The sequence below is a fragment of the Sivoneniella epilithica UHCC 1019 genome, assembly GCF_040830845.1.
In the GTDB taxonomy this organism is placed as follows: Bacteria; Cyanobacteriota; Cyanobacteriia; order Leptolyngbyales; family Leptolyngbyaceae; genus ULC077BIN1.
In genome coordinates this window covers 12,938-34,403 of sequence record NZ_JBFPDP010000016.1, presented here as the reverse complement: position 1 = coordinate 34,403, position 21,466 = coordinate 12,938, and the positions used below count along the sequence as shown (strand labels likewise).

Genomic DNA, 21,466 nt, shown 5'->3' with positions numbered 1-21,466 from the left:
CTGACCGTATGATTGCAATGATAGGCAGAGAAACTATTGCAAGAATTCCTGCAAAAGGGCTGTAAGATGCGATACGACTTATTTCATTCGCCTCACCCTATCGTCTTGACCTTAATGTTTGCCTCGACAGGTTTTGTACATTTCACATGAAGTCATTGTTTGATTCTTCTTTTCAGCGTCAGATCTCTCGGCGCGCATTACTGAAACTAGCTGGTGTTGGCACTTTGGGCGGGTTCGTTGGCTATTCTCGCTTTTCCAAACCGCAGCCAAGCATTTTTCAACCCGCTGTTCTTTCTTTGCCTTATCACGCCAGTCAACCCAAGAGCGTTGTTGTAGTGGGGGGCGGTTTGGCGGGTCTGGCGGCAGCTTACGAATTGAGCCAACGGGGTTTTCAGGTAACCTTGCTGGAGCGATCGCCCCAATTAGGCGGCAAAGTTGCTAGTTGGCAAATTAACGTCAATGGCGAATCCATGAGAATGGAACATGGGTTTCATGGCTTCTTCCCGCAATACTACAATCTCTGGAGTTTGGTAGAAGAGATCAACATTCGGGATAATTTCAAGTCGCTCAACTATTACTCGGTGGTTTATAAGGGCGATCGCTATCAACCAGAAGTGTTTCGCCCCAGCCATTCTGCCTTTCCCTGGAACATCGTTGATTTGGCGGTCTCTTCTACCAATCGTCTGCGCTGGGGCTTAAACCTAACCAGTCCCCAGCATTGGCAAGTCTTTCGCGAAATTACCGGGTTCAATGCTGCCCATAGCTACGAGCGTTTGGACAATATGTCGGTTACAGAATGGGTCAACAAGGGAATTCCCCGTGGCTTATATGACCTCTATTTTTTACCCTTTGCTAAATCTAGCCTCAACTCGCCGGATGTGCTGAGTGCTGGAGAGTTGATGCAATTTTTCCACTTTTACTTTTTCGGCAATCCAGAGGGTTTGGCGTTTAATGGCACCCGGCAAGACATGGGGCGCAGTTTGGTAGACCCGATCGCGCGATCGATTGTGAATCAGGGCGGCAAGATTTTAACGGAGGTTTCTGTTCGTAATATTCATTGGAGTAACGGCAAGATTGAATCGCTAACCTATCAAAAGGGCAATGAAGCCGCTACTGTTCCTTTTTGGGTCAAAGCAAACCCTGCTTTAGAGGCATCCACTTCAAGCGAACTGACGTTTTATGGGGCGGGCGATCGCGTTTATGCCGTTAACCCAACGACCCAAGCGGCGATTTCTCTTACTTGCACTCACCAAGGTTGCACCGTTCATCCTCAAGATAACGGCGAATTTCATTGTCCGTGCCATGGTGCTGTGTTTGATCAAACTGGCAAAGTCGTGAGTGGACCTGCCCAACGAGATCTGCCGCAGTTCAAGGTGATGGACAAAGCAGAAGACACGGTGCAACTTGTGGCAAAGGTCACCGCAACCGAATCGCATCCGCCGGAAACCTTGCAAGCTGACTATTACGTGATTGCGGCAGATATTCCAGGGGTGCAAAATCTTTTTTCTGGGATGACGGGTGAAGTGCCTGCTCCAATGAAACAGCAGGTAAAACAGCTTGCCGTTGCCGATCCGTTTGCGGTCTGTCGCTTTTGGTTCGATCGCGACTTTTCTTGGGATCAAAGCTGGTTTACGTCCCTTTCTGGCTATCGTCTCACCGACAGCATCACGCTGTATCACCGCATTCAGGACGACTACATTGCTTGGGCAGAGAAGACGGGCGGCAGCGTGGTGGAACTCCATGCTTATTGCTATAAGGAAAAAGAATTTCCAAATCAAGCCGCGCTGTTGAGTACATTTGAGCAAGAGCTATATGAAATTGTGCCCGATCTGAAAAATGCTGTGATGCTCCATCGCGAATTGGTCAATCAAAAGAATTTTGCTGGATTTCCACCGGGCAGCTATCGCGATCGCCCCTCTACTCAAACTCCTGCCACTAATCTTCTGTTTGCGGGGGACTGGGTAAAAATGCCTTTCCCCTGTGGATTGATGGAACGCGCCGTTAGCAGTGGTTTACTGGCTAGCAATGCCATTTTGGAGCAAGAAGGTTTGCAGGGGCGCACGTTGCTGACTGTCAAACCCAAAGGAATGCTGTCTTTCTTGGCATAAAAATTCGTCGACTCCTGAATCGGTGATCGCTTATGCAGCTTTTCTCGCTAGGATTGTAGCGAACCACTGCTCCATGCGATCGCCCATTGCCGCTAACGAATAATCTTGTTCTGCTTGTTCTCGACAGGTACGGCGATCGATTTGGTCAATTTTAGCGATCGCGTCAACCAATCCCTTAACGCGATCGGGCGGCACTAGCCAACCTGTTTTACCGTTTTGAACAATTTCTGCGGGACCGCCGCGATCATAGGCAATCACCGGAACGCCACAGGCAAGCGCTTCGATCGCCACATTGCCAAAGGCTTCGACCCAGCGTGGAGTCATCAGCAACGCTCGGCATTTGCCCAATTCTTGCTGCAATGCCGCCGTTGGTAAAAAGCCTTCATAGGTGACTGGCGCATCGGGATACTGGTCGCAAATATCGTGCCAATAAGGGACATCCTGCAATACGCCCCAAATTTTCAAAGGAATTCCAGCCGCTTGCGCCGCAGCCACCGCATCTTCTAAGCCTTTTTCGGGGGCAAGCCGACCCACCCACGCCAGCGCATTCTTAGGCTCAGCGCAAAACTGATATTGGGACAGATCAAAGCCGTTGCCTACCACACGGCAGCGATCGCCAAACTCAAAAGTGGCAGCTTGGGCGCGGCTATGAAGGGCGATCGCGCTAGGAAAATCTGTAATCACTTGCCCAATACTGTGATCGATGGCATCGGTTAATGAACCCATACTAACTAGATGAGCGATCGGAGTTTGAAAAAACGGAGTCAGGTAAAAGGGTAGCCAGTCGTAAGCAAAGTTGAGAATCAAATCGTAGTTTGCCTGCACCTGTCGCGCATAGTTCCACATATTCGCCAGCACCGACTCCGATGGCATCGCTACCCAAGCCTCTCGCCCTTCGCTTTGTGCTGTGCTTTGCAACCGACCCGAAATCTCAATCACCGGAAAGCTTGGCAGAAGCGAGCCTGATGGGGCAACGATGGTGATCGTGTGATGGCGATCGCCCAGCGCTTGAGCAATATTTTTCAGCGTTAGCTCCACACCGCCGCCCATCCCCGATCCTAATGGACCTACCGAAGTCGAGAGAAATAGCAGCTTAAGCGGCGAAATAGAATTCATTGTGAGTAGTTAGTGATCTAGCAATTTCAATTTGATCGGTTAACTTCCTATTACTCCGCCCTTCGCCCTTCGCCCTTCATTCTCAGTCCTGCTCTGCAATTTGCACAGGCAGTTGAGCCGTTTCTTGAATCGGAGGAGTTTCTAATGAATCAAGCTGCAAAACTTCCGACATTGGAACGGGTCGCATCGCTTGAACTTTCTGAGATAGGACATCGCGCTGATTGATCAGATAAATGCTGATCAGCGTTAACCCTACGCCGACCCACTGAATTTGGCTGAGCATTTCCCCTAGAAAGAGATTACCAAAGAAAAGGGCAAACACAGGCGTGAGGAAGGTTAGGGAACTGAGGCTAGTCAGGCTACCGCTGGCGGCAAAGTAGAAAAATACGCCATAGGCGATCGCGCTGCCAAACACAGTGGAATAGCCCATTGCCAACCAGTTTGATGCGTCTAAATGAACAAATTGCTCCGTTTCAAATCGAGCCGAGAGAGCAAACAGCGGCAATCCACCCAAAATCATGTGCCAACCAGTCGCCGCGATCGGATCAGCATGGCGGCTCACATACCGCATCAGCACTGTTCCCACTGCCATCGATAGCGATGCTAACAGCATCAACCACTGCCCATTTTGAAATAAATCACTCACTAAATTAACGCCCAATTGAGCGCTATCTGGTGACACCTGCCCTTGAAGCAAATGCATAATCCACTCATCGGGCAATCCCAACAAGCTAATTCCCGCAATGCCAAAACCTAGACCCAGCAGACCCCACAGCCCAATCGTTTCGCCAAACAATAGCCACGCCATCAGCGCTACGGCTAAGGGTTGAGAATCGATCATGACCGAGCCTAATCCTGCCCCAGTTCTCACTAAACCTTCTGCTAAAAATCCCTGAAACATGGCTCCGTCAACCAAGGCGAAGAGCGCAATCCATAGCCAAGCTTGCCACCCTTTGGGCTGCGGCTTACCGCTAATCAGTGCGGTTGCCAGCACCAAAACCCCTGCTGGAACCAGTCTCACACCTGCCATGAAGAGCGGAGTGGTGTTTGGCATGACTCCTTTCATGGCAACCATCGCCGTTCCCCAAAAGAAAAAAGGAGAAATCAATAGCAACGGATAAAGGGGGAAATTAGGCTTAGTGGATTCGGTGTTCATAACTTCTATCCCTTCATCTGATCGTAACTAATTCTATACTTATGTTAAGGGCTGGGCGTGTTTAGCGATACGTCTAGTCTCGAATCCTTTTAGTGAATGATACGCATCATGGTTTGGCCATTTAAGCCTCGATTTAAAAAACAAATTGCTCGGATTGAAATCAATGGCGCGATCGCCGGAGCAACTCGTAAACATGTATTAGAAGCATTGAAAACTGTTGAAGAACGCAAATTTCCAGCACTGCTGCTGCGAATTGATAGTCCTGGCGGGACGGTAGGCGACTCTCAAGAAATCTATGCTGCCCTCAAACGCCTTCAGGAAAAAATCAAAATTGTTGCGAGTTTTGGCAATATCTCAGCATCGGGTGGCGTGTATATCGGCATGGGTGCTCAGCACATCATGGCAAACCCTGGCACGATTACTGGCAGCATTGGGGTGATTTTGCGGGGAAATAATTTAGAGCGGTTATTAGATCGGGTCGGGGTGTCTTTTAAGGTAGTCAAATCAGGACCTTACAAAGATATTTTGGCGTTCGATCGCGAAATGACCGAACCAGAACGCCACATTTTGCAAGAACTGATCGATATCAGCTATCAGCAGTTTGTGCAAACCATCGCCGATGCTCGTCACCTTGCCGTGGATACTGTCAAAACCTTTGCGGATGGGCGAGTATTCACGGGACAGCAGGCTTTGGAACTTGGGGTGGTCGATCGCTTAGGCTCCGAGGAAGACGCTCGACGGTGGACAGCCGAATTAGTCGGGCTAGATCCTGAGAAAACTCGCTGCTTCACACTAGAAGAACGCAAGCCCTTTGTCAGTCGGCTGCTCTCGCGTGAATCAAGTCAGCTTCGCTCAATCAACAATCTGCCTGGTCTGGCGGCTGGGGCACAATGGCTAGAGTTTGAGCTATCGACTAATGGCTTACCGCTATGGCTTTATCGTCCCTAATGGCTTGAGTGTAAGTTGTGCAATTGCGATCGCTTCGTACCCAAAGTCCGCGCTTTTTTTAGGGTGACAAAGCTTAGAGTAAACACTCTGCTTAAGGCGATAGAGCGTGATAAACTAAGGATTCCTTATGCGGGTGTGGCGGAATTGGTATACGCGCACGCTTGAGGTGCGTGTGGCTTTGCCTTGCGAGTTCGAGTCTCGCCATCCGCATAGGATCTCAATCAAAAAGCCCAGTCGGTGACTGGGCTTTCTGTATATAGGCTTTTTAGCCAGATCCGTGACTTACAGACCTAGTTCATTGCCACGACGATATTGCAAGTAAGCTGCAACAAATAAGCCCGCCAACGTGATTGGAATTAAACCCAACACAATACCCAGAAGAATTGGTTCGATCACTATAAAACTCCCTCTAGTCCTTATTCAATCCAACAAAGTAGCTTCTTTCTTATGGTACTGGGTTCAGTCTCAAAAATCGAAGAGCAGCAAAACTGATCTTGATTAAGGCAGGTGAATTGAGAAATACAAATCGACATAAGATTTTTAATACATATTAAAGTTCACAATTTAAGCTTATATTTTTGCGAAGTTATCTGAAGAGGCTTTAAACTAAGAGAAGCTGTAGGCAGTCAACTGTTTACATCTTTAAAAATATTTCTTAAAAAACTGTTGGACAATCAAGTTCTTAGAAAAGCAAGTTTTCCTTATCAAGTTGTGCTGGGCATCTTGGCAGCGATCGCGATCGCCTTTTTGGGGCTACTAGGGTTCCATCAGTTTCGTACCTCTGATCCTTATATTCAGAGCGTTTTAGTCCTTCACGGAGATGTTGCTCAGGGAAATGCTATTTTTCAAATGAATTGCGCTGGTTGTCATGGCACCTTTGCAGATGGATTGGTGGGACCTAGCCTTCGAGATGTTTCTTCTCGTAAATCTGAAGTCAGTATGATTCATCAAGTGACTAGCGGTCGTACTCCTCCAATGCCGCAATTCCAGCCATCCCCTCAAGAAATGGCAGATTTGCTTCGCTATCTCAAAAGTCTTTGACATGACGCAATCAGTTGATTGGATTGTGGTGGGTGCTGGAATCACCGGTGCCGCGATCGCCTATGAGCTTGTGCGGCAAGGATGTTCAGTTTTAAGACTAGAGCAACATGCAACGCTGCAAGGCTCCTCTCGCTATGGCTATGGCGGAATTGCCTACTGGGCAGGAACTACAGACTTAACTCGCCAACTGTGTGCCGAAGCCCGCGCCATGCATCCAATCTTGTCTGATGAACTAGAAGCAGATACTCAGTTTCGAGAATTGGATTTGGTGCTAACGATCGCAGCAGATACCGATCCACGGGCGATCGCCCAATCCTATGCGGATGTTGTAGTTCCACCTCGGTTAGTGAGTGTAGAAGAAGCCTGTGACTTGGAACCGTTGCTCAATCCCGCTGCGATCACGGGTGCATTGACCGTCAAGCATGGGCATCTCCATTTAGGTAAAACGGTTGATGCCTACACTCATGCATTCACTCGCTTGGGCGGTCAGGTTCAAATGGGGCAGGTCACCGGGTTGCTGCACCAGGCAAGAAAAGTGACTGGTGTAATCTGTGGACAGGAATCTTTTCCGGGGGCAAATGTGGTCGTTTGTGCGGGAGCTATGAGCCGTGCGTTATTGCAGTCGGCTGGAATTTCAGTGCGGCAATATTTTACCCATGCGGAACTGATTGAAACGCCGCCTGTTGATATCAAGCTGCGATCGCTGATCATGCCTGCTGCTGCTCAACGGTTCAAATTAGAGGCAACTTCCAGCACTGTGGAACTTGACCCGCTGTGGGATGAACCCGGACACGAACCGATTCCGCCAATTTTGGATGCAGGCGCGATTCAATTGCTGGATGGTACTTTACGAATTGGGCAAGTGAGCCGCACCTTAACTGACCCCAATGCCGCGATCGACAAGGTTGCCAGCGAACGAGCCATGCGAACCCAAGTGGGGGAAATTCTCCCAGCGCTGAAAGACTTACCTGGCACCTGGCACCATTGCCTCATTGCTTTTAGCCGTGACTCTTTGCCACTAGTGGGCAGCATTGCAGAGGTGGAAAACGTTTATCTATTTTCGGGCTTTAGCAATCCATTGGCGATCGTGCCGCCCCTCGCCCGACGTTTTGCCCAAGCCGCGATCGCCACCACAGAAGATCCACTCCTTGCCCAACTGTCCCCCAATCGCTTTATATAAAAGTCGCATACAGCAATTGGAGTAAGTCCCATGCAAGCCCAAACAGAACACCTCTCCACTACAGCGGCTCATGCGTTTCTGGATGCCCTTCCAGAAAAAATTCAACGGGCATTGATCACGTATGTAGAAGAAATTGATTACCCGCTAGAAGCGGTATTGGAGTCTGCGATCGCGGGCTTCCTTGATCCTGACTCGATCAGCTTTATGGACTGCAAGCCGATGACAGGCAGCGAACGAATGGCGAGTTAGTCGCTTTGATGACATTGCTGAAGGCAGACATGATTTTCATTGGTAGGGGTAGCGCCTTGTGCCTACCCTTGATGGGATAAGGGCAACCACAAGGGATTGCCCCTACGAATTTCATATCTAGATTCAGCAATGCCGCTTTGATTTGCTCACTTCAGAAAATATGCACCTTTAATTTACGCCTCTGAGCCAAAAAAAGAGCCTTGCATTATTGCAAAGCTCCTAGAGTAGATGTTGAGGATGAAACTTGTTAGAAACTGAACTGTGTTCTTAAATTGAACACATAAATATTGGGGTTACTGTCAAAATTGTTGGCGTTAAAGATCGCATAGAACGCCGGAACCAATGAAATATTGTCGGTAATCGGGTAGTAGTAGGATGCTTCCAACTCATACATCGTGCCACCATCGCCACCTCCCGCCGCAAAAAAACGCCGTCCCTGTTGAATGTCCATCGGCATCAAGAAGGTGACTACGGCTAATGAACCCTTTTTGATGAGGTCAGGAAATCCAAGTCCTGCTTGGAATGCTTGAGTGCGAACCAACTTATCAACCGGCTGAAGCGTTGTCCAACCCAAGCCATAGCGCCCAAAGATGCCAAACTTTGGTGTAATTGCCCAGTCAGCACTAATCCCCATATGGTGAGACGTGGCAGATTTCAGTCCGCCGTTAATTGCCCCTGTTACTGGATCGATGGTTGAAAAACCAGGACCCGCATCTAGATATCCATAGGGAATGGGTTCACCCGTTGCGCCGCCAACCTGTCCATTGCCATAAGCGATCTGACGAGTGTAGGTATACAGGGCGCGAACGTTGATATTGCGGGTTGGAGAGAAGGTTAACTCGGCAGTGGAAGTATTGGTGCCACCAAATAAGCCAAATTGAGGGTTGCTAGAGGTGTTGAAACCAAATCTAGCGGGTAAAAATTCTGTGTTTTCACCTAAGTAGGCAGCCGCAAACCGCAGTTTGGGGCTAATGTTCCACTCAATTACCGCACCTGAACCGCGATCGATCGCGTTTGAAAGCGTACTGCCAATAGAATCAAAGCTACTGGCACCCGTGATGAAGAAAGTGTAACGGTTAAAGTCAAAGTAGCGATACCAGTTGACTCGTGGACCGACAGTTACGGTAACTTTTTCGCCCAGAGGAAACGTATAAAACAGGTCATGAATCACCACATCGGCTCTGCCATTTGTGTCTCCGCCCGTTTGGTCAGTAAACGGAACACCGAAGGAGTTGAAGAAACCTGCCGATGCAAACTGGTTCGCAGGAGAAATGCCGCTCCCTGCTGCCAACTGAATCAGCAAACTATCGCGTCCAGTGAACGAGGTATTAAAGTTGAGCCACGTCAGGAAACTAGCAGTAGGTTGAGCTTTGTCTGTTGTTAAAACGACTGGAGTTCCATTGGCATTCCTAGCAGCCCGGAATCGAGCATCTGCTGGGTCTCCAGAGAATCCTTCATAGCGAATATTTTTGTCAAAGCTAGTTGCGCCACTGTAGTTAAACCAAACATTGCCACTGAGTTTAGTGGTGGTAGAAAACTGTTGTTTTTCCAGTGTTGCAGTCCGCACTTCCAGAGCATCCACTCGACCGCGCAGGGCACCCAGTTCAGCCGCAAATCCTTCTTGAAGTCTTTTAACAACTTCTAGATCTTCTTTTCTAACAAAATCAGCGGTGGCAGCGGCGATTAATTCTTGAATCTTGTCGAGACAGGCATTCAAACCAGCCGCAAACTCGTAGCGCGTTAGTGCCCGATTGCCTCGGAAGGTTTTATCGGGATAGCCGACAATGCAACCGTACCGCTCGACTAGAGACTGAAGTGCTTGAAATGCCCAATCGGTAGGTCTGACATCGGTTAGCTGTGATACGGAAGTAACTTGATCTTGCTCCGCTTCGTTGACTGGATCTCCGCCCTCTAGACTGTTGGCAGTGGAGATGACTTGATCGATGTTAGAAGAAGTTGTTGCCGCCTCTGCTATTAGCATTGGAGAGGCATCTGGTTGAGCAGTTTGGGGTTCTACTGCGATCGCGCTAGAACTCATCAAACCAATAGCACTAGAAGCAAACAACGCCGACCAAACTATAGCTGGCAATTTTACTTTTGCCTTATAAAACAGTTGAATGAATACCATCGAACCTCACACCTCAAAAGTGACTACATGAATAGTCTGGATGTCCATCATCCTTTAGACACAGGATGTTATCAGAGCGATCAGGGTTAGTTATGTAACGCTTGCCACATTCGGTAGCCGCTCATGCAAATTATGGATTGCTCATAACCTTATACCGTTTTGAGTTTTGAGTTTTGAGTTTTGAATTTTAGAGAGTTGAATCGGGCGCGCTCAAAGCACCTCTTAATATGCCGAAGGACAACGACACGATCCAATGGCTGGTGAGTGGATTGAAAGCATTGTGCGATCGCTGGGCGGATCAGCAAGGACGAGTGTGTTTGGCTTACACCACCCAAGTTTTTTTTAGCCGATAGATCTAGTTAAGGATTTTTCCGGGCAAATTCTGCCTAAATAGTTCAAGTTTTATTAAACTGTGAGAGTAGCCAAAGAAACCGGGCTTCTCCAGGAATACATGCCATTTCAACATCTAGGTGCGTCTAGAAACCCGGTTTCTTCTATAGCTTCTGCAATCACTTATTCTGAAGTACCTTCATGGCAACCCGTACAGACACCATTTTTGAGCGCTTTCTGGCTCCGATTGCAAAGCTCGTGATCAATCAGGATGAGTTGAAACGGTTTCATGAAAGCATCGATTGGGAAGCAGCAAGCGATCGCCTGAGTAACCCAACTGTCGCCTATCCGACTTACTACAGGAGCCAAAACTTTCATGGCATCGAAGGCGGCTATTTGACGATTGGTGCTGCCGTTTCCTACGATCCGATTACACAATATGCCCTGCCGCCTAACGAACAGTGGGTACGTCAGGCATTGATCGATGCCATCCAAAGCAAACCCCGCCGCATTTTAGATTTGGGCTGTGGCACGGGATCAACCACGATTCTGTTAAAAAAAGCATTTCCTGAAGCAGAGGTGATTGGGCTAGATCTATCGCCTTATATGCTGGTGCCGGCAGAACACAAAGCCGCTCAAGCAGGGCTGGAGATTCAATGGAAACATGGCTTAGCCGAGCAAACTGGGTTTCCCGATGCGTCGTTTGATTTGGTTACAGCCTCGCTGCTGTTTCATGAGACTCCTACCGCGATCGCCAAAGACATTTTGCGCGAATGCCATCGCCTGCTAACCGTGGGTGGCGAAGTGCTGATTTTGGATGGCAATCAAAAATCGCTGCGGCAAACTGAATGGCTGACCGACATTTTTGAAGAACCCTACATTCGCGAGTATGCCCAAGGCAGCACGGATGCCTGGATGGGCGCAGCCGGATTTGGCAAAGTGCAAACCCAAGATTTTTGGTTGCTCCATCAAGTCACCCACGGCGTAAAAGCGATCGCGGCTCAATCCGTTGAGTTCTCCACGCCCAATTTTGAAACAGCAGACGGAAAACAGTGGGCAATGGGTTAAATTTTGCCGTGGGTTTGGTTGGCGGTGTTGAGGTGATCGCCTTTTTACGCGGCTTTACAGACAGTCGGTTCTGGCAAGGATTCACCTGTCGCTTCATAAGCCATGATCAGCGACTCTAATGCTTCAATTCCATTGCTGACGGCTAGCTCATAGGTGTCGCCATGAGTGCGCCATTGCTGCCCTGGAAAGTCGGGAAACCCCACTAAAAAGCAATCGTCTTCATCAGACCATTGAATTACCATTGAGTACTTTAGTTGAGTCATCGCTACAACTAGCCTAAAAATTGCCGTGGGTTTGATTGGCAATGTTGAGGCGATCGCAGACTTCGGCGACAGGCAAAGCTCCCAATTCACCATCGGCACGGGTACGAATGCTGAGGGCGTTAGCTTCCACCTCTTTTGCACCAATCACTGCCATGACGGGAATTTTGGATTTCTCAGCATTGCGGATCAGTTTGCCCAAGCGATCGCCGCTGGTGTCGGCTTCTGCCCGAATTCCCAATAGCTGCATCTCCAGCGCCACCTGTTTGGCAAAGGGCAATTGCTCCTCACCCACCGCTAGCAAGCGCACCTGAATTGGAGCCAGCCACAGCGGAAAATCTCCGGCATATTCTTCAATCAAAATGCCGATCAGCCGTTCCAACGAGCCAAAAGGCGCACGATGGATCATTACCGGGCGTTTGCGGGTGCCATCTTCCGCCACATATTCCAGTTCAAATCGCTCTGGTAAGTTGTAATCCACCTGCACGGTTCCAAGCTGCCATTCCCGCTCCAGCGCATCCTGAAAAATAAAATCCAGCTTAGGACCGTAGAACGCCGCTTCCCCAATGCCTTCAAAGTGATCCATGCCGAGCTTTTCCACGGCACGCCGGATCGCTCCTTCCGCTTTTTCCCAGGCTTCATCAGAGCCAATGTATTTATCCGAGGTGCGATCGCGAAAACTGAGACGGGCGCGGAAATTTTTAAGCTGGAGGCTTTTGAAAACTTCCAGGATCAAATCCACGACGCTGAGAAATTCGGAGTCCAATTGTTCTGGGGTGACGAAGAGGTGCGAATCATCCACGGTGAAGCCGCGCACACGGGTTAAGCCGCCCAACTCACCGGATTGTTCATAGCGATAAACCGTGCCAAATTCCGCCAGTCGCATCGGCAATTCGCGGTAAGAGCGCAGTTCACTTTTATAGATCTGAATGTGAAACGGGCAGTTCATTGGCTTCATCACAAAGCCTTGTTCTTGGGCGCGATCGCCGTCATTATCCGCCATCATCGGAAACATGTCTTCGCTATACTTCTGCCAGTGCCCCGATAGTTTGAACAAGTCCACACGGGCAATATGGGGTGTAACAACGGGCAAATAGCCGCGCTTCACCTGCTCCTTTTTCAAAAAGTCTTCCAGGATCGATCGCAGAATGGTTCCTTTGGGAGTCCACAGGGGCAAGCCGGGACCCACAGGATCGGCAAAGATGAATAGACCCAGTTCTTTGCCCAGCTTGCGGTGATCGCGTCTGAGGGCTTCTTCCTTGCGGCGTTGATATTCTGCCAGTTGCTCGGGCGTTTCCCAAGCGGTGCCATAGATGCGTTGCAGTTGGGCTTTGGTTTCGTCGCCGCGCCAATAGGCTCCCGCCACACTTTCTAGGGCGATCGCGTCTGGGTTCAATTCTGCGGTCGTGTCTACATGAGGTCCGGCGCACAAATCCCACCATTCCTCACCCAAGTGATAGACCGTGATTGGCTCTTGCAGCCCCTCCAAAATCTCTAGTTTGTATGGCTCATTGATCGATCGAATCCGGCGATCGGCTTCCTCCCGACTGACTTCTTCTCGGCTAACGGGCAACTTCCGCCGCATGATCTTCGCCATCTCTTTTTTAATGGCTTTCAAATCCTTATCGGTAAACGGTTCTGGACTGTCAAAGTCGTAGTAAAACCCGTTTTCAATAAAAGGACCGATCGTCACCTGTGCTTTAGGAAATAGCTTTTGTACCGCCATCGCCATCACATGGGATGCCGTATGCCGAATCTTTTTAAGCTGCTCCGATTCGCTGGTTTTGGGCAGATGAATTTTTTCAGGTTGAGATTCTATTGCAGACATGGGAATTGCTCCAAATTTCTAAGGCATTGAAGGAATGGCAGGCTAAGTGACGCTAGGTAGCTCATTGGGGCTGTAAATTTTGCCCCTAGCTAGTTCGCCCGGTTCCAGTTGCACTGAGAAAGGAGACAAACTGAATTTGGAGTTCCCAAAAAATCATGGTTTTGCTGACTTCTGCACAGGTATTCAGTCTAACCTAAGTCTACCAAGGCATACAGCAAATCGAACTAGAGATAGCCTTGAGCAGCATACCAACCTAATTTCTCTGCTCTATGGCTTAACATTTTAGGAAGGGTCAACAGGCTTATATAAAGTAAAGAAAGTTTAAGAAGCTTAAAAAGCGCTAAGATACTCTCATAAATATATCCCTTTTGCTTGTTCAATGTCTTCCTCTAATTCGTCTGAGTCTGAGTTGCTCAAGTCCCTGCTAGAGCCACTGTTAGAAGATTTTCAGTATTGGTTTGGGCGATCGCGCACGTTTTTAGAAACCACCGAAGTCTTATTTTTGACCGCAGAGCAACAGGCGGACTTGCTTGCAAGGGTTGCCCAATCTCAGTTAGAAGTGAGTGCTGCCCAGTCTTTGTTTAAGGCAATTGGGGGGCAGGCTGGGATCGAAACCTCGGTACTGGCACCTTGGCATCAGCTAATTTCTGAATGCTGGCAGGTTTTTCATCGCCATCGTCTTGCTGGAGCTTCACCCTCCACTCAGAGAGAGGCTCAAGAATAAGGCACAATTAAATCTACAGACTTGCTACAGTTTTTGTTCATAATTCTCCTTAAATTAGCCGATTCTCTCTTGACAGTTAGAGCCTTTTAGAGTTAAAAAAGCGCCATGATATTACACTTTATTTACATTATTGCTTTTACCGTACTGGCTGTTTTGGCGATCGCCAATATGTTTCGCAATTTGATGACACTAGGGATAGAGTCTCAGCGCTCTTACTCACCCGCTAACTCCCCGTATGGGCGATCGCCCTACGGAGATTCAAAACAGGCTGTCCCTCATCCTGAATTGCTTGATGAGTTTGGCAATATTGTCAATGAGCCGCTGCTGATCATGCGCTCTATTACAGTTGAGGATGCCCGTGAGCAGCTTGATGCCCTTTATGACGCTTCCCCAGGGTCTAGCAATGTGCGTAGTGAGCCTCGCGAAGAGCTTTAGTGAATGGTAAGAGTTAACGGTAAAATCAGTCCGAACCATTTGCCTTGAACTGAATAGATTGCAAATGACTAAACGAACGGACGTTGATTCAAATTTCAAAGATGCCTCTGAAAACATAGAACCAGTGGATGCAGGTGATGCGCCCTCTGGTTTTTTCTCGTTTCGGCACCAAATCAAAAATAGTTTAGGCGCAGTGGGCGATCGCCTAAAGAAAACCTTGCCCGTTGAACAGCTTGCTCAAACGGTGAGTCAATGGTTTGGGGTGAGTGAAGCTCAAGTGGCAGAAATCTTAGAAACGGTTCGAGCAGAACTACCCACCACGGAAGCCATTCTAATTGGGAAACCCCAAGCCGGGAAAAGCTCGATTGTACGCGGTTTGACAGGTGTTTCTGCTGAAGTTGTAGGTCAAGGGTTCCGTCCCCACACTCAGCACACTCAGCGCTATGCCTACCCGACCAATGATTTGCCGCTACTGATTTTTACCGATACCGTGGGTTTGGGAGACGTTAACCAAGCCACACAGCCCATTATTCAAGAGCTTACAGACGAGTTGCAGATCGATCGCCGTCGAGCGCGGGTGCTGATTTTAACCGTCAAAATTACCGATTTTGCGATCGATAGCCTCAAACAAATTGCCCAGCAGTTGCGGCAAGCACATCCCGAAGTACCCTGTCTCCTTGCGGTTACCTGTTTGCATGAAGTCTATCCACCTGGAACGGAAAACCATCCCGACTATCCACCCACCTTTGAAGCCATAAATCGGGCATTTACTGCTATTCAGCAAGCCTTTACAGGATTATGCGATCGCGCAGTTTTACTGGATTTCACCTTAGAAGAAGATGGCTACACGCCTGTTTTTTATGGGATTGAAGCGCTCCGAGATGGATTAACTGAACTATTGCCCGAAGCCGAATCTCGCACGATTCATCAATTGTTAGACGAGGAAGCGAGCAAAAAACTAGGTGATCTCTATCGCGATGCGGGCAGGCGATACATTCTGCCCTTTTCGGTGATGGCAGCAACCATTGCGGCGGTTCCACTTCCTTTTGCCACCATGCCCGTACTCACCGCGATGCAAGGTTCAATGGTGGTGCTGTTGGGACAACTCTATGGGCAAACATTGTCCCCCGCCCAAGCCGGAGGAATTGTTAGCGCGATCGCCGGGGGCTTTGCGGCACAAGCGATCGCGCGAGAACTGATTAAGTTTGTCCCTGGTTTTGGCAGCGTCATCGCCGCATCTTGGGCAGCCGCCTACACTTGGGCACTTGGAGAAGCAACCTGTGTTTACTTCGGCGATGTGATTGGTGGCAAAAAGCCCGATCCAAAACGGATTCAACAGGTCATGAAAGAATCTTTTGCTTCTGCTAAAGAGCGTTTCAGAAATATTAAATAAGGGAGAATCGGGTTCAGGTTCTAGGTACGGAGTTTTGAGTTTTAAGTTTTGAGTTTTGAGTTCTAGATTTTTTGTCGCCTCTGAAACCTCTTCCCTGAAACCTAGCCTCTGGTCACCCGGCACCTAATCCATTTCGTTAGCGATGACCATTAGCACTGCGAATAGGAGTGCCGCAGGGATAGGTTGCCACAACTGGTTTTCGGGCTGGGGTTTCTTCCAATGTCATTGCCACCGGAGAAGCCACAAAGCGATCGGGATCAGTCTTCGCCGCTAAATAATCCCGCTGAAGAGTTGCCACCATTTCCTCACGCCGATCATACAGCCGCTTTAAGGGACGGGGGGTACATTGGTTCACTACATACGCCGTGATGATTGGTAAGGCGATCGTGCTGTCGGTATAGCAAACAACCGTGTTCGGTAGTTCTTCAGGATCAACTTTGCCCCAACTCACCGCTTCATTGGGTGTTGCACCTGACAAACCACCCGTATCAGGACGGGCATCGGTCACTTGGATGAAGTAGTCATGCCCTCGCTCTTCCAGCCCTAAAACTTCATGAATTTGAGGTTGGGTTTGCAGCAAGAAGTTTTTAGGACTGCCGCCGCCAATAATCAGCGCCGCACTTTTTCCTTCTAGATCAGGATTGCCCGTATCACGAGCAGCATAGGCGATCGCGGCGGTTTCATTCACATCCAGCGATGGATCAATTATCAGCTTAGAGCCTTCTAAAGCGATCGCGGCGACATTCATGCCAATCGAGCTATCACCGGGCGAAGAGGTGTAAATCGGTACGCCACATTCATAGGCAGTCGCCAATAGGCAAGAGTTTTTCACCCCAACTTGCTTTTCCACTTCGTGTAGATATTTGCCCAACAGATAATGAAATTCTGCGGTACTCATGCGCCGTTGAAATGGCTCAGCCCACAAGATTTCACGGATAAAGGCATCCGTTTCCAGCAGCACATCGTAATCAAACACGATATCGTAAATCCGAATACGCCCCTCTTGGCGCAGCTTGACATCATCTAAAAATGGACTGCTTGCAAACAAATCCAGCCCTAATCCATAGTGAATATCGTGGTAAAGGTTGGCTCCGGTGCTAATAATCCAATCCACAAAGCCATGGCGCATCAGCGGTGCTAAAACCGACACTCCAAAACCAGCGGGAGTCATGGCACCCGATAGGCTGAGTGCGACCGTAACGCCCTCTTTCATCACTTCGCGAGTTAGCAGTTGACAGATTTCGCGCAGACGAGCCGAGTTATACGCTGTAAAGTAGCCATCAATTAAATCGACAACACTAATCTCCGCTGGCATGGGGGAGGGTGTAATTTTATGGCTGAGCAATTTTGACATTTTGATACTCCAAACGGTGTGAACGGCATAAAGAAGTCAGTAAATGAATAAACAGCACTCAATGGTGCTGATAACCTTGCAGAGAAACCTATCAGCAATGGAAAGCTTTGTAAGCCACAGTGCCAATTTGGCTGAGTGAGATCGCGAAGCGCTGACTTGGTTCGGTTCGCACATTCAATTCGCAAAAAAGTGCATCCAAGCTCTGTCCTGCTTGAGGTTATTTTCTGAAGTAGCACAAGAAGCCCAAGTTAATTTCAAACAGCTAAGTAAGCACTGTAATAGGCTCTTTGCTGTAGATCTTTTATCCAATAACCGCCTAACCTGCTTCGCAAGTAAACACTTGTTAGCCGAATACCAGATGTACGCCGCAAGGACTCAATGTGCTAATTCAGCACTAATTCAGTAAGATTCTCTGCAAAAGTTATGATCGACCCAGTTCATTGGGCTGGAGGTAGGAAAATAAGCATCATGCTTAACTCAACAGCGGACGAACTTTAACTTAACAGGTCGATCAGGTCATACTGGGTGCTTCACAGCGATCGACCCACGATAGGGCGGGGTCACACTGCCGCTTCCGTTTGAGTTTCATTTCTAGATACCAAAGCAGTCGGTATCCAGTTAAAGAAAAGAACTTCAACGCTTTTCGTCTATCCTTTCATGTTGGCTTCACTATTTTAACATCAATATTTTGGCTCTCTTGCTTCGGAAGAGTGATTTTAGCAGGAGGTATGGCAACGGATGAATAAATTAGGACATAAAAATCCTTGAGAAAGAAGGAATAGTTGTTATCTTGACCTTTCCTCGTATTTCTACATTAGGTTTGGGAGGGCAGGTTTTAGTGGGTCGGTTGAATTGTTTGTAGGATAGGTAGAGCAAAGCGAAACCCATGGGAACGGCTATGAATCAATCTATGGAAACGTCTCAAGCGACCAATCTGACGACTGAGCAATATAAACGCAAGATGGAGCGCCGTAAGGAGGTGCAAGATCAGCGATTGGCGGGGATGGTTGCTGAAAAAGGATTAGTGATTGTTCATACGGGAAACGGCAAGGGGAAAACAACCGCAGCGTTGGGAATGGTGCTGCGATCGCTGGGTCATGGCTATCGAGTGGCGATCATCCAGTTTATTAAAGGCGCTTGGGAGCCAGCGGAAAAAGCTGCTTTTGACCCTTGGACTAGGGCGATCGCAAATAAACCCGCTCAACTGGAATTTCATGCCATGGGTGAAGGCTTTACCTGGGAAACGCAAGATCGGCAGCGAGATACTCAACTGGCGCAGCAAGCTTGGGAAAAAGCTTTGACCTACATTGCCAATCCTGACTTCAGGCTAATCTTTTTAGATGAAATCAATATTGCCCTAAAACTAGGATATTTATCTGAAGCACAAGTGCTGGCAGGACTAGACCAAAAGCCAGAAAAGTCCCATATCATCCTAACGGGACGCGGTGCGACTCAAGGATTGATTGATCGCGCCGACCTTGTGACAGAAATGACCTTAGTGAAACATCCCTTTCGAGAGCAAGGGGTGAAAGCTCAGCCGGGAATTGAGTTTTGAGGTCATTAATTTGAGGTCATTAAGCGGAAGGGTTAACCTTTAGAGAAATTATTCATTGCTAAGGTGAATGCGGCGTATGTCTAGCGAAGTAATCGAGATTTTGTCTGCCGAAGATATCCGTCGCACGATGACGCGCCTTGCTTCGGAGGTAATTGAGCGATCGGGAGATCTCTCAAAACTGGTGCTGTTGGGGGTTTATACGCGCGGGGTGCCGTTGGCTCAATTGCTTGCCCGACAGATTGAAATGCTGGAACAGGTAGCCGTGCCGTTGGGGGCGATCGACATCACGTTTTATCGGGATGATCTGGATGTAATTGGCATTCGTACGCCTGCTAAGACTGAAATTCCGTTTGATTTATCGGGTAAAACGGTGTTGTTGGTGGATGATGTCATTTTTAAGGGGCGGACTGCACGGGCTGCGTTGGAAGCGGTAAAAGATTATGGTAGACCGGAGGTGGTGCGATTGGCGGTTTTGGTCGATCGCGGTCATCGACAGTTACCAATTCATCCTGACTTTACGGGCAAGTTGTTACCGACCGCTCGTGAAGAAGCGATCAAGGTGTATGTGCAAGATCTGGATGGCAGGGACAGCGTGGAACTGATAAAACCTTGATTTTTGTAGTCGTTTCGCAAGATCGCTTACACTAAACCGGCTCGGAGTGCCACGACTGCTGCTTGAACGCGATCGTCCACTGCTAGTTTATTCATAATCCCCCGAACATGGGTTTTGATAGTGTTTGGACTGAGATAAAGCGACTCTCCAATCTCAGTATTGTTTTGCCCTTCTACTAGCAGTTTCAATACATCCATTTCTCGGTCAGTCAGATGCCCCACATAAATATCCGGCGCAGGTGGCTTGAGGTTTTCTAATACCATACGGGCGATTTGCGGATCGAGATAAACTGCTCCAAGTTCAGCCGCAGAAATGGCAGTCATCATTTGCTCAATGCTTGCGCCCTTGACACAATATGCATCTGCGCCACTTGCCAAGGCTGCCATCACCTGGGTTTTGTCTGTATGTGAGGTCAGCATAACTACGCGCACCGCCGGTAGCTGCTGTTTAATGTCCTGGGTGGCAGCAATGCCGTCTTTACCAGGCAACCCAATATCCATAATAATTAAGTCAGGCTTGTGCTTCAGCGCTGATCTCACTCCCAAAAAGCCATCCTCCACAATTTCTATAATTTCAAACTGAGGATAGTCTGACAAAATTCGCTCTAACCCTAGCTGAATCATCGGGTCATCTTCCACTATCAAAATCCGTAAAGGCTTTGCACCAAAAGGTCTGGGTGATTCGGTGAGGTCTACCACGGTTAATTCTCCGCAAAAACGGGTAAGTACAGATGCTACTCCACACTCTATATTGCCTATTGCAACAGCGGTAGAGTAAACCAAAAAGTTGAGCCATTTCCAGGATGACTGGCGAGTCCAATTTGTCCGCCATGCGCCAGGATAATTTGACGACAAAGGTAAAGTCCTAACCCTAAACCCACCGTCCGACGGGCTTGGGTTCCGCGTTTGTAGAGTTCAAAAATGCTGGCGGATTGTTCAGGCGGAATGCCAATGCCATCGTCTTGAATGGTGCAGCGCATCATGGGGCTAGGCTGGGAGACGGGATCAAGTTCAGCGGTTATGGTAAGGGTTATCCCAGGAGGATTGTGTTTGAGGGCGTTTGCAATTAGGTTTTCATACACACGCCAAAGTTGGTTGGAGTCCACGCTAACCAGTGGACTATTAGAGGAAACTTGATTCTGCAAAACTGATTTGTCTTGCTCCAGCATCGGTTGCCACTCGATCGCAATTTGAGTAACCAACGCAAACAGATCCACGGGTTGACATTCTAAGGTGATCCCGCTCATCTCATTTCCATGGGTTTCTAATAGGGAATTAATTAGGGCAAGCTGGCGATCGTGGCTTTGAACCATCCGTTGCAAAATTGACCGAGAAACTGCAACTGTTCCGTTCTGTGCTTCTGCTTCTTTCTGCAAACTTTTCAGCACCATCAATCCACCAGTAACCGGATTTCGCAGATCGTGGGAAACGGCATGGAGGAAAACCTGCACGGCTTCTTGGGCTTTTTGGCGATCGCAAATTTCAGCTTGCAGTTGCTCCGTTTGAGTTTGAAGCTGATTTTGCAATTTCTGAATCGCCAAGTGCGTATTCACCCGGACTAGAGCCTCTTCTATTTCAAAGGGTTTGGTGATATAGTCCACAGCGCCCACTTGAAACCCTTTGACCTTATCGAAAACATCGGACAGCGCCGTCATAAAAATAACCGGAATGGCTTGAGTTTCGGGAGTAGCTTTCAGGCGGCGGCAGGTTTCAAAGCCATCCATTCCTGGCATCATTACGTCTAATAAAATCAGATCTGGCTTAGCGTAGGGAATTTGAGCGATCGCGCTTTCCCCATCTTGAGCCACCCGCACTTTATAGCCCGCCGCGCTCAATGATTGAACCAAAATGCTTAAATTAGTGGCATTATCATCCACTAACAAAATCACACTCGCCTCGCCCTTGTTGCTATTCATTCAACTTCCACCACTCGCAACAACAGCCTAACTTGCAACTTTGCCCTAAAAACAATCCACAGAAA

The 21,466-nt window shown here is 48.5% G+C and carries 22 protein-coding genes and 1 tRNA gene; 13 read left to right on the top strand and 10 right to left on the bottom strand.

What is annotated here, in order from left to right; genetic code table 11:
• Positions 1 to 146 precede the first annotated feature (146 nt).
• Complete coding sequence (locus tag AB3R30_RS11920) at positions 147 to 2,108, top strand: FAD-dependent oxidoreductase (RefSeq protein WP_458649407.1); 1,962 nt, start codon at positions 147 to 149, stop codon at positions 2,106 to 2,108.
• A 30-nt stretch (positions 2,109 to 2,138) separates the two neighbouring features.
• On the opposite strand, the gene AB3R30_RS11915 is transcribed toward AB3R30_RS11920, so the two are convergent.
• Entirely contained in the window at positions 2,139 to 3,224 is a 1,086-nt protein-coding gene (locus tag AB3R30_RS11915; protein ID WP_458649406.1) for a glycosyltransferase family 4 protein, read from the bottom strand.
• A gap of 82 nt (positions 3,225 to 3,306) precedes the next feature.
• Complete coding sequence (locus tag AB3R30_RS11910) at positions 3,307 to 4,380, bottom strand: DMT family transporter (protein ID WP_458649405.1); 1,074 nt, start codon at positions 4,378 to 4,380, stop codon at positions 3,307 to 3,309.
• Between the two features lie 108 nt (positions 4,381 to 4,488).
• On the opposite strand from AB3R30_RS11910, the gene sppA reads away from it, so the two are divergent.
• Positions 4,489 to 5,328: a signal peptide peptidase SppA gene (gene sppA / locus AB3R30_RS11905; RefSeq protein ID WP_458649404.1), complete on the top strand. Its 840-nt coding sequence runs from the start codon at positions 4,489 to 4,491 to the stop codon at positions 5,326 to 5,328.
• 129 nt (positions 5,329 to 5,457) lie between these two features.
• A tRNA-Leu gene (locus AB3R30_RS11900) sits at positions 5,458 to 5,538 on the top strand.
• Positions 5,539 to 5,610: 72 nt separating this feature from the next.
• On the opposite strand, the gene petG is transcribed toward AB3R30_RS11900, so the two are convergent.
• Positions 5,611 to 5,724 carry a cytochrome b6-f complex subunit V gene (gene petG / locus AB3R30_RS11895; RefSeq protein ID WP_171572052.1) on the bottom strand — a complete coding sequence of 38 codons (114 nt, stop codon included), beginning with the start codon at positions 5,722 to 5,724 and terminating at the stop codon, positions 5,611 to 5,613.
• Positions 5,725 to 5,994: 270 nt separating this feature from the next.
• Between petG and AB3R30_RS11890 the strand changes: the two genes are divergently transcribed.
• Genes AB3R30_RS11890 through AB3R30_RS11880 form a run of 3 tightly spaced genes read left to right on the top strand, consistent with a single transcriptional unit; the run spans position 5,995 to position 7,798 of the window.
• On the top strand, positions 5,995 to 6,369 hold the full coding sequence (locus AB3R30_RS11890; RefSeq protein WP_458649403.1) for a c-type cytochrome: 375 nt from the start codon (positions 5,995 to 5,997) through the stop codon (positions 6,367 to 6,369).
• A gap of 1 nt (position 6,370) precedes the next feature.
• A complete protein-coding gene (locus AB3R30_RS11885) occupies positions 6,371 to 7,549 on the top strand; it encodes an NAD(P)/FAD-dependent oxidoreductase (protein ID WP_458649402.1) in 1,179 nt (392 codons plus the stop codon).
• A gap of 30 nt (positions 7,550 to 7,579) precedes the next feature.
• Positions 7,580 to 7,798 carry a hypothetical protein gene (locus tag AB3R30_RS11880; protein WP_458649401.1) on the top strand — a complete coding sequence of 73 codons (219 nt, stop codon included), beginning with the start codon at positions 7,580 to 7,582 and terminating at the stop codon, positions 7,796 to 7,798.
• 247 nt (positions 7,799 to 8,045) lie between these two features.
• On the opposite strand, the gene AB3R30_RS11875 is transcribed toward AB3R30_RS11880, so the two are convergent.
• A complete protein-coding gene (locus AB3R30_RS11875) occupies positions 8,046 to 9,926 on the bottom strand; it encodes an iron uptake porin (protein WP_458649400.1) in 1,881 nt (626 codons plus the stop codon).
• Positions 9,927 to 10,153: 227 nt separating this feature from the next.
• Here AB3R30_RS11875 and AB3R30_RS11870 point away from each other — a divergent pair, with 227 nt between their 5' ends.
• Both AB3R30_RS11870 and AB3R30_RS11865 read left to right on the top strand, forming a co-directional pair.
• Positions 10,154 to 10,279, top strand: a complete 126-nt coding sequence (locus tag AB3R30_RS11870) for a hypothetical protein (RefSeq protein ID WP_458649399.1) — start codon at positions 10,154 to 10,156, stop codon at positions 10,277 to 10,279.
• Between the two features lie 178 nt (positions 10,280 to 10,457).
• Positions 10,458 to 11,324 (top strand): methyltransferase domain-containing protein, encoded by an 867-nt coding sequence (locus AB3R30_RS11865; protein ID WP_458649398.1) that lies wholly within the window; start codon positions 10,458 to 10,460, stop codon positions 11,322 to 11,324.
• Between the two features lie 44 nt (positions 11,325 to 11,368).
• Here the strand turns inward: AB3R30_RS11865 and AB3R30_RS11860 are convergent, their stop codons facing one another.
• Positions 11,369 to 11,587, bottom strand: coding sequence for a type II toxin-antitoxin system HicB family antitoxin (locus tag AB3R30_RS11860; RefSeq protein WP_458649397.1), 219 nt, complete (start codon positions 11,585 to 11,587; stop codon positions 11,369 to 11,371).
• Between the two features lie 13 nt (positions 11,588 to 11,600).
• Complete coding sequence (gene thrS / locus AB3R30_RS11855; RefSeq protein WP_458649396.1) at positions 11,601 to 13,412, bottom strand: threonine--tRNA ligase; 1,812 nt, start codon at positions 13,410 to 13,412, stop codon at positions 11,601 to 11,603.
• Between the two features lie 379 nt (positions 13,413 to 13,791).
• Here thrS and AB3R30_RS11850 point away from each other — a divergent pair, with 379 nt between their 5' ends.
• From AB3R30_RS11850 to AB3R30_RS11840, 3 genes are all read left to right on the top strand, one after another.
• The gene (locus tag AB3R30_RS11850) at positions 13,792 to 14,136 is read left to right on the top strand and encodes a DUF2605 domain-containing protein (RefSeq protein WP_458649395.1); all 345 of its coding nucleotides are present in this window, start codon (positions 13,792 to 13,794) and stop codon (positions 14,134 to 14,136) included.
• A gap of 105 nt (positions 14,137 to 14,241) precedes the next feature.
• Positions 14,242 to 14,571, top strand: coding sequence for a DUF2973 domain-containing protein (locus AB3R30_RS11845; RefSeq protein WP_458649394.1), 330 nt, complete (start codon positions 14,242 to 14,244; stop codon positions 14,569 to 14,571).
• A 64-nt stretch (positions 14,572 to 14,635) separates the two neighbouring features.
• Positions 14,636 to 15,964, top strand: a complete 1,329-nt coding sequence (locus AB3R30_RS11840; RefSeq protein ID WP_458649393.1) for a YcjF family protein — start codon at positions 14,636 to 14,638, stop codon at positions 15,962 to 15,964.
• A 136-nt stretch (positions 15,965 to 16,100) separates the two neighbouring features.
• Here AB3R30_RS11840 and AB3R30_RS11835 read toward each other — a convergent pair whose 3' ends face one another.
• Together AB3R30_RS11835 and AB3R30_RS11830 are read right to left on the bottom strand one after the other, a co-directional pair.
• Positions 16,101 to 17,318 carry a homospermidine biosynthesis protein gene (locus tag AB3R30_RS11835; protein WP_458649392.1) on the bottom strand — a complete coding sequence of 406 codons (1,218 nt, stop codon included), beginning with the start codon at positions 17,316 to 17,318 and terminating at the stop codon, positions 16,101 to 16,103.
• Positions 17,319 to 17,829: 511 nt separating this feature from the next.
• Entirely contained in the window at positions 17,830 to 17,955 is a 126-nt protein-coding gene (locus AB3R30_RS11830; protein ID WP_458649391.1) for a hypothetical protein, read from the bottom strand.
• A gap of 261 nt (positions 17,956 to 18,216) precedes the next feature.
• Between AB3R30_RS11830 and cobO the strand changes: the two genes are divergently transcribed.
• Together cobO and pyrR are read left to right on the top strand one after the other, a co-directional pair.
• On the top strand, positions 18,217 to 18,873 hold the full coding sequence (gene cobO / locus AB3R30_RS11825) for a cob(I)yrinic acid a,c-diamide adenosyltransferase (protein ID WP_458649390.1): 657 nt from the start codon (positions 18,217 to 18,219) through the stop codon (positions 18,871 to 18,873).
• A gap of 76 nt (positions 18,874 to 18,949) precedes the next feature.
• A complete protein-coding gene (pyrR, locus tag AB3R30_RS11820) occupies positions 18,950 to 19,486 on the top strand; it encodes a bifunctional pyr operon transcriptional regulator/uracil phosphoribosyltransferase PyrR (RefSeq protein ID WP_458649389.1) in 537 nt (178 codons plus the stop codon).
• A 26-nt stretch (positions 19,487 to 19,512) separates the two neighbouring features.
• Here pyrR and AB3R30_RS11815 read toward each other — a convergent pair whose 3' ends face one another.
• Together AB3R30_RS11815 and AB3R30_RS11810 are read right to left on the bottom strand one after the other, a co-directional pair.
• A complete protein-coding gene (locus AB3R30_RS11815; protein WP_458649388.1) occupies positions 19,513 to 20,184 on the bottom strand; it encodes a response regulator in 672 nt (223 codons plus the stop codon).
• 56 nt (positions 20,185 to 20,240) lie between these two features.
• Positions 20,241 to 21,401: a hybrid sensor histidine kinase/response regulator gene (locus tag AB3R30_RS11810; RefSeq protein ID WP_458649387.1), complete on the bottom strand. Its 1,161-nt coding sequence runs from the start codon at positions 21,399 to 21,401 to the stop codon at positions 20,241 to 20,243.
• Positions 21,402 to 21,466 lie beyond the last annotated feature (65 nt).

Coding starts and splice junctions, on each gene's coding strand:
- AB3R30_RS11920 (WP_458649407.1), top strand. CDS start 147: ATGAAGTCATTGTTTGATTCTTCTTTTCAGCGTCAGATCTCTCGGCGC.
- AB3R30_RS11915 (WP_458649406.1), bottom strand. CDS start 3,224: ATGAATTCTATTTCGCCGCTTAAGCTGCTATTTCTCTCGACTTCGGTA.
- AB3R30_RS11910 (WP_458649405.1), bottom strand. CDS start 4,380: ATGAACACCGAATCCACTAAGCCTAATTTCCCCCTTTATCCGTTGCTA.
- sppA (WP_458649404.1), top strand. CDS start 4,489: ATGGTTTGGCCATTTAAGCCTCGATTTAAAAAACAAATTGCTCGGATT.
- AB3R30_RS11885 (WP_458649402.1), top strand. CDS start 6,371: ATGACGCAATCAGTTGATTGGATTGTGGTGGGTGCTGGAATCACCGGT.
- AB3R30_RS11880 (WP_458649401.1), top strand. CDS start 7,580: ATGCAAGCCCAAACAGAACACCTCTCCACTACAGCGGCTCATGCGTTT.
- AB3R30_RS11875 (WP_458649400.1), bottom strand. CDS start 9,926: ATGGTATTCATTCAACTGTTTTATAAGGCAAAAGTAAAATTGCCAGCT.
- AB3R30_RS11870 (WP_458649399.1), top strand. CDS start 10,154: ATGCCGAAGGACAACGACACGATCCAATGGCTGGTGAGTGGATTGAAA.
- AB3R30_RS11865 (WP_458649398.1), top strand. CDS start 10,458: ATGGCAACCCGTACAGACACCATTTTTGAGCGCTTTCTGGCTCCGATT.
- AB3R30_RS11860 (WP_458649397.1), bottom strand. CDS start 11,587: ATGACTCAACTAAAGTACTCAATGGTAATTCAATGGTCTGATGAAGAC.
- thrS (WP_458649396.1), bottom strand. CDS start 13,412: ATGTCTGCAATAGAATCTCAACCTGAAAAAATTCATCTGCCCAAAACC.
- AB3R30_RS11850 (WP_458649395.1), top strand. CDS start 13,792: ATGTCTTCCTCTAATTCGTCTGAGTCTGAGTTGCTCAAGTCCCTGCTA.
- AB3R30_RS11845 (WP_458649394.1), top strand. CDS start 14,242: ATGATATTACACTTTATTTACATTATTGCTTTTACCGTACTGGCTGTT.
- AB3R30_RS11840 (WP_458649393.1), top strand. CDS start 14,636: ATGACTAAACGAACGGACGTTGATTCAAATTTCAAAGATGCCTCTGAA.
- AB3R30_RS11835 (WP_458649392.1), bottom strand. CDS start 17,318: ATGTCAAAATTGCTCAGCCATAAAATTACACCCTCCCCCATGCCAGCG.
- cobO (WP_458649390.1), top strand. CDS start 18,217: ATGAATCAATCTATGGAAACGTCTCAAGCGACCAATCTGACGACTGAG.
- pyrR (WP_458649389.1), top strand. CDS start 18,950: ATGTCTAGCGAAGTAATCGAGATTTTGTCTGCCGAAGATATCCGTCGC.
- AB3R30_RS11810 (WP_458649387.1), bottom strand. CDS start 21,401: ATGAATAGCAACAAGGGCGAGGCGAGTGTGATTTTGTTAGTGGATGAT.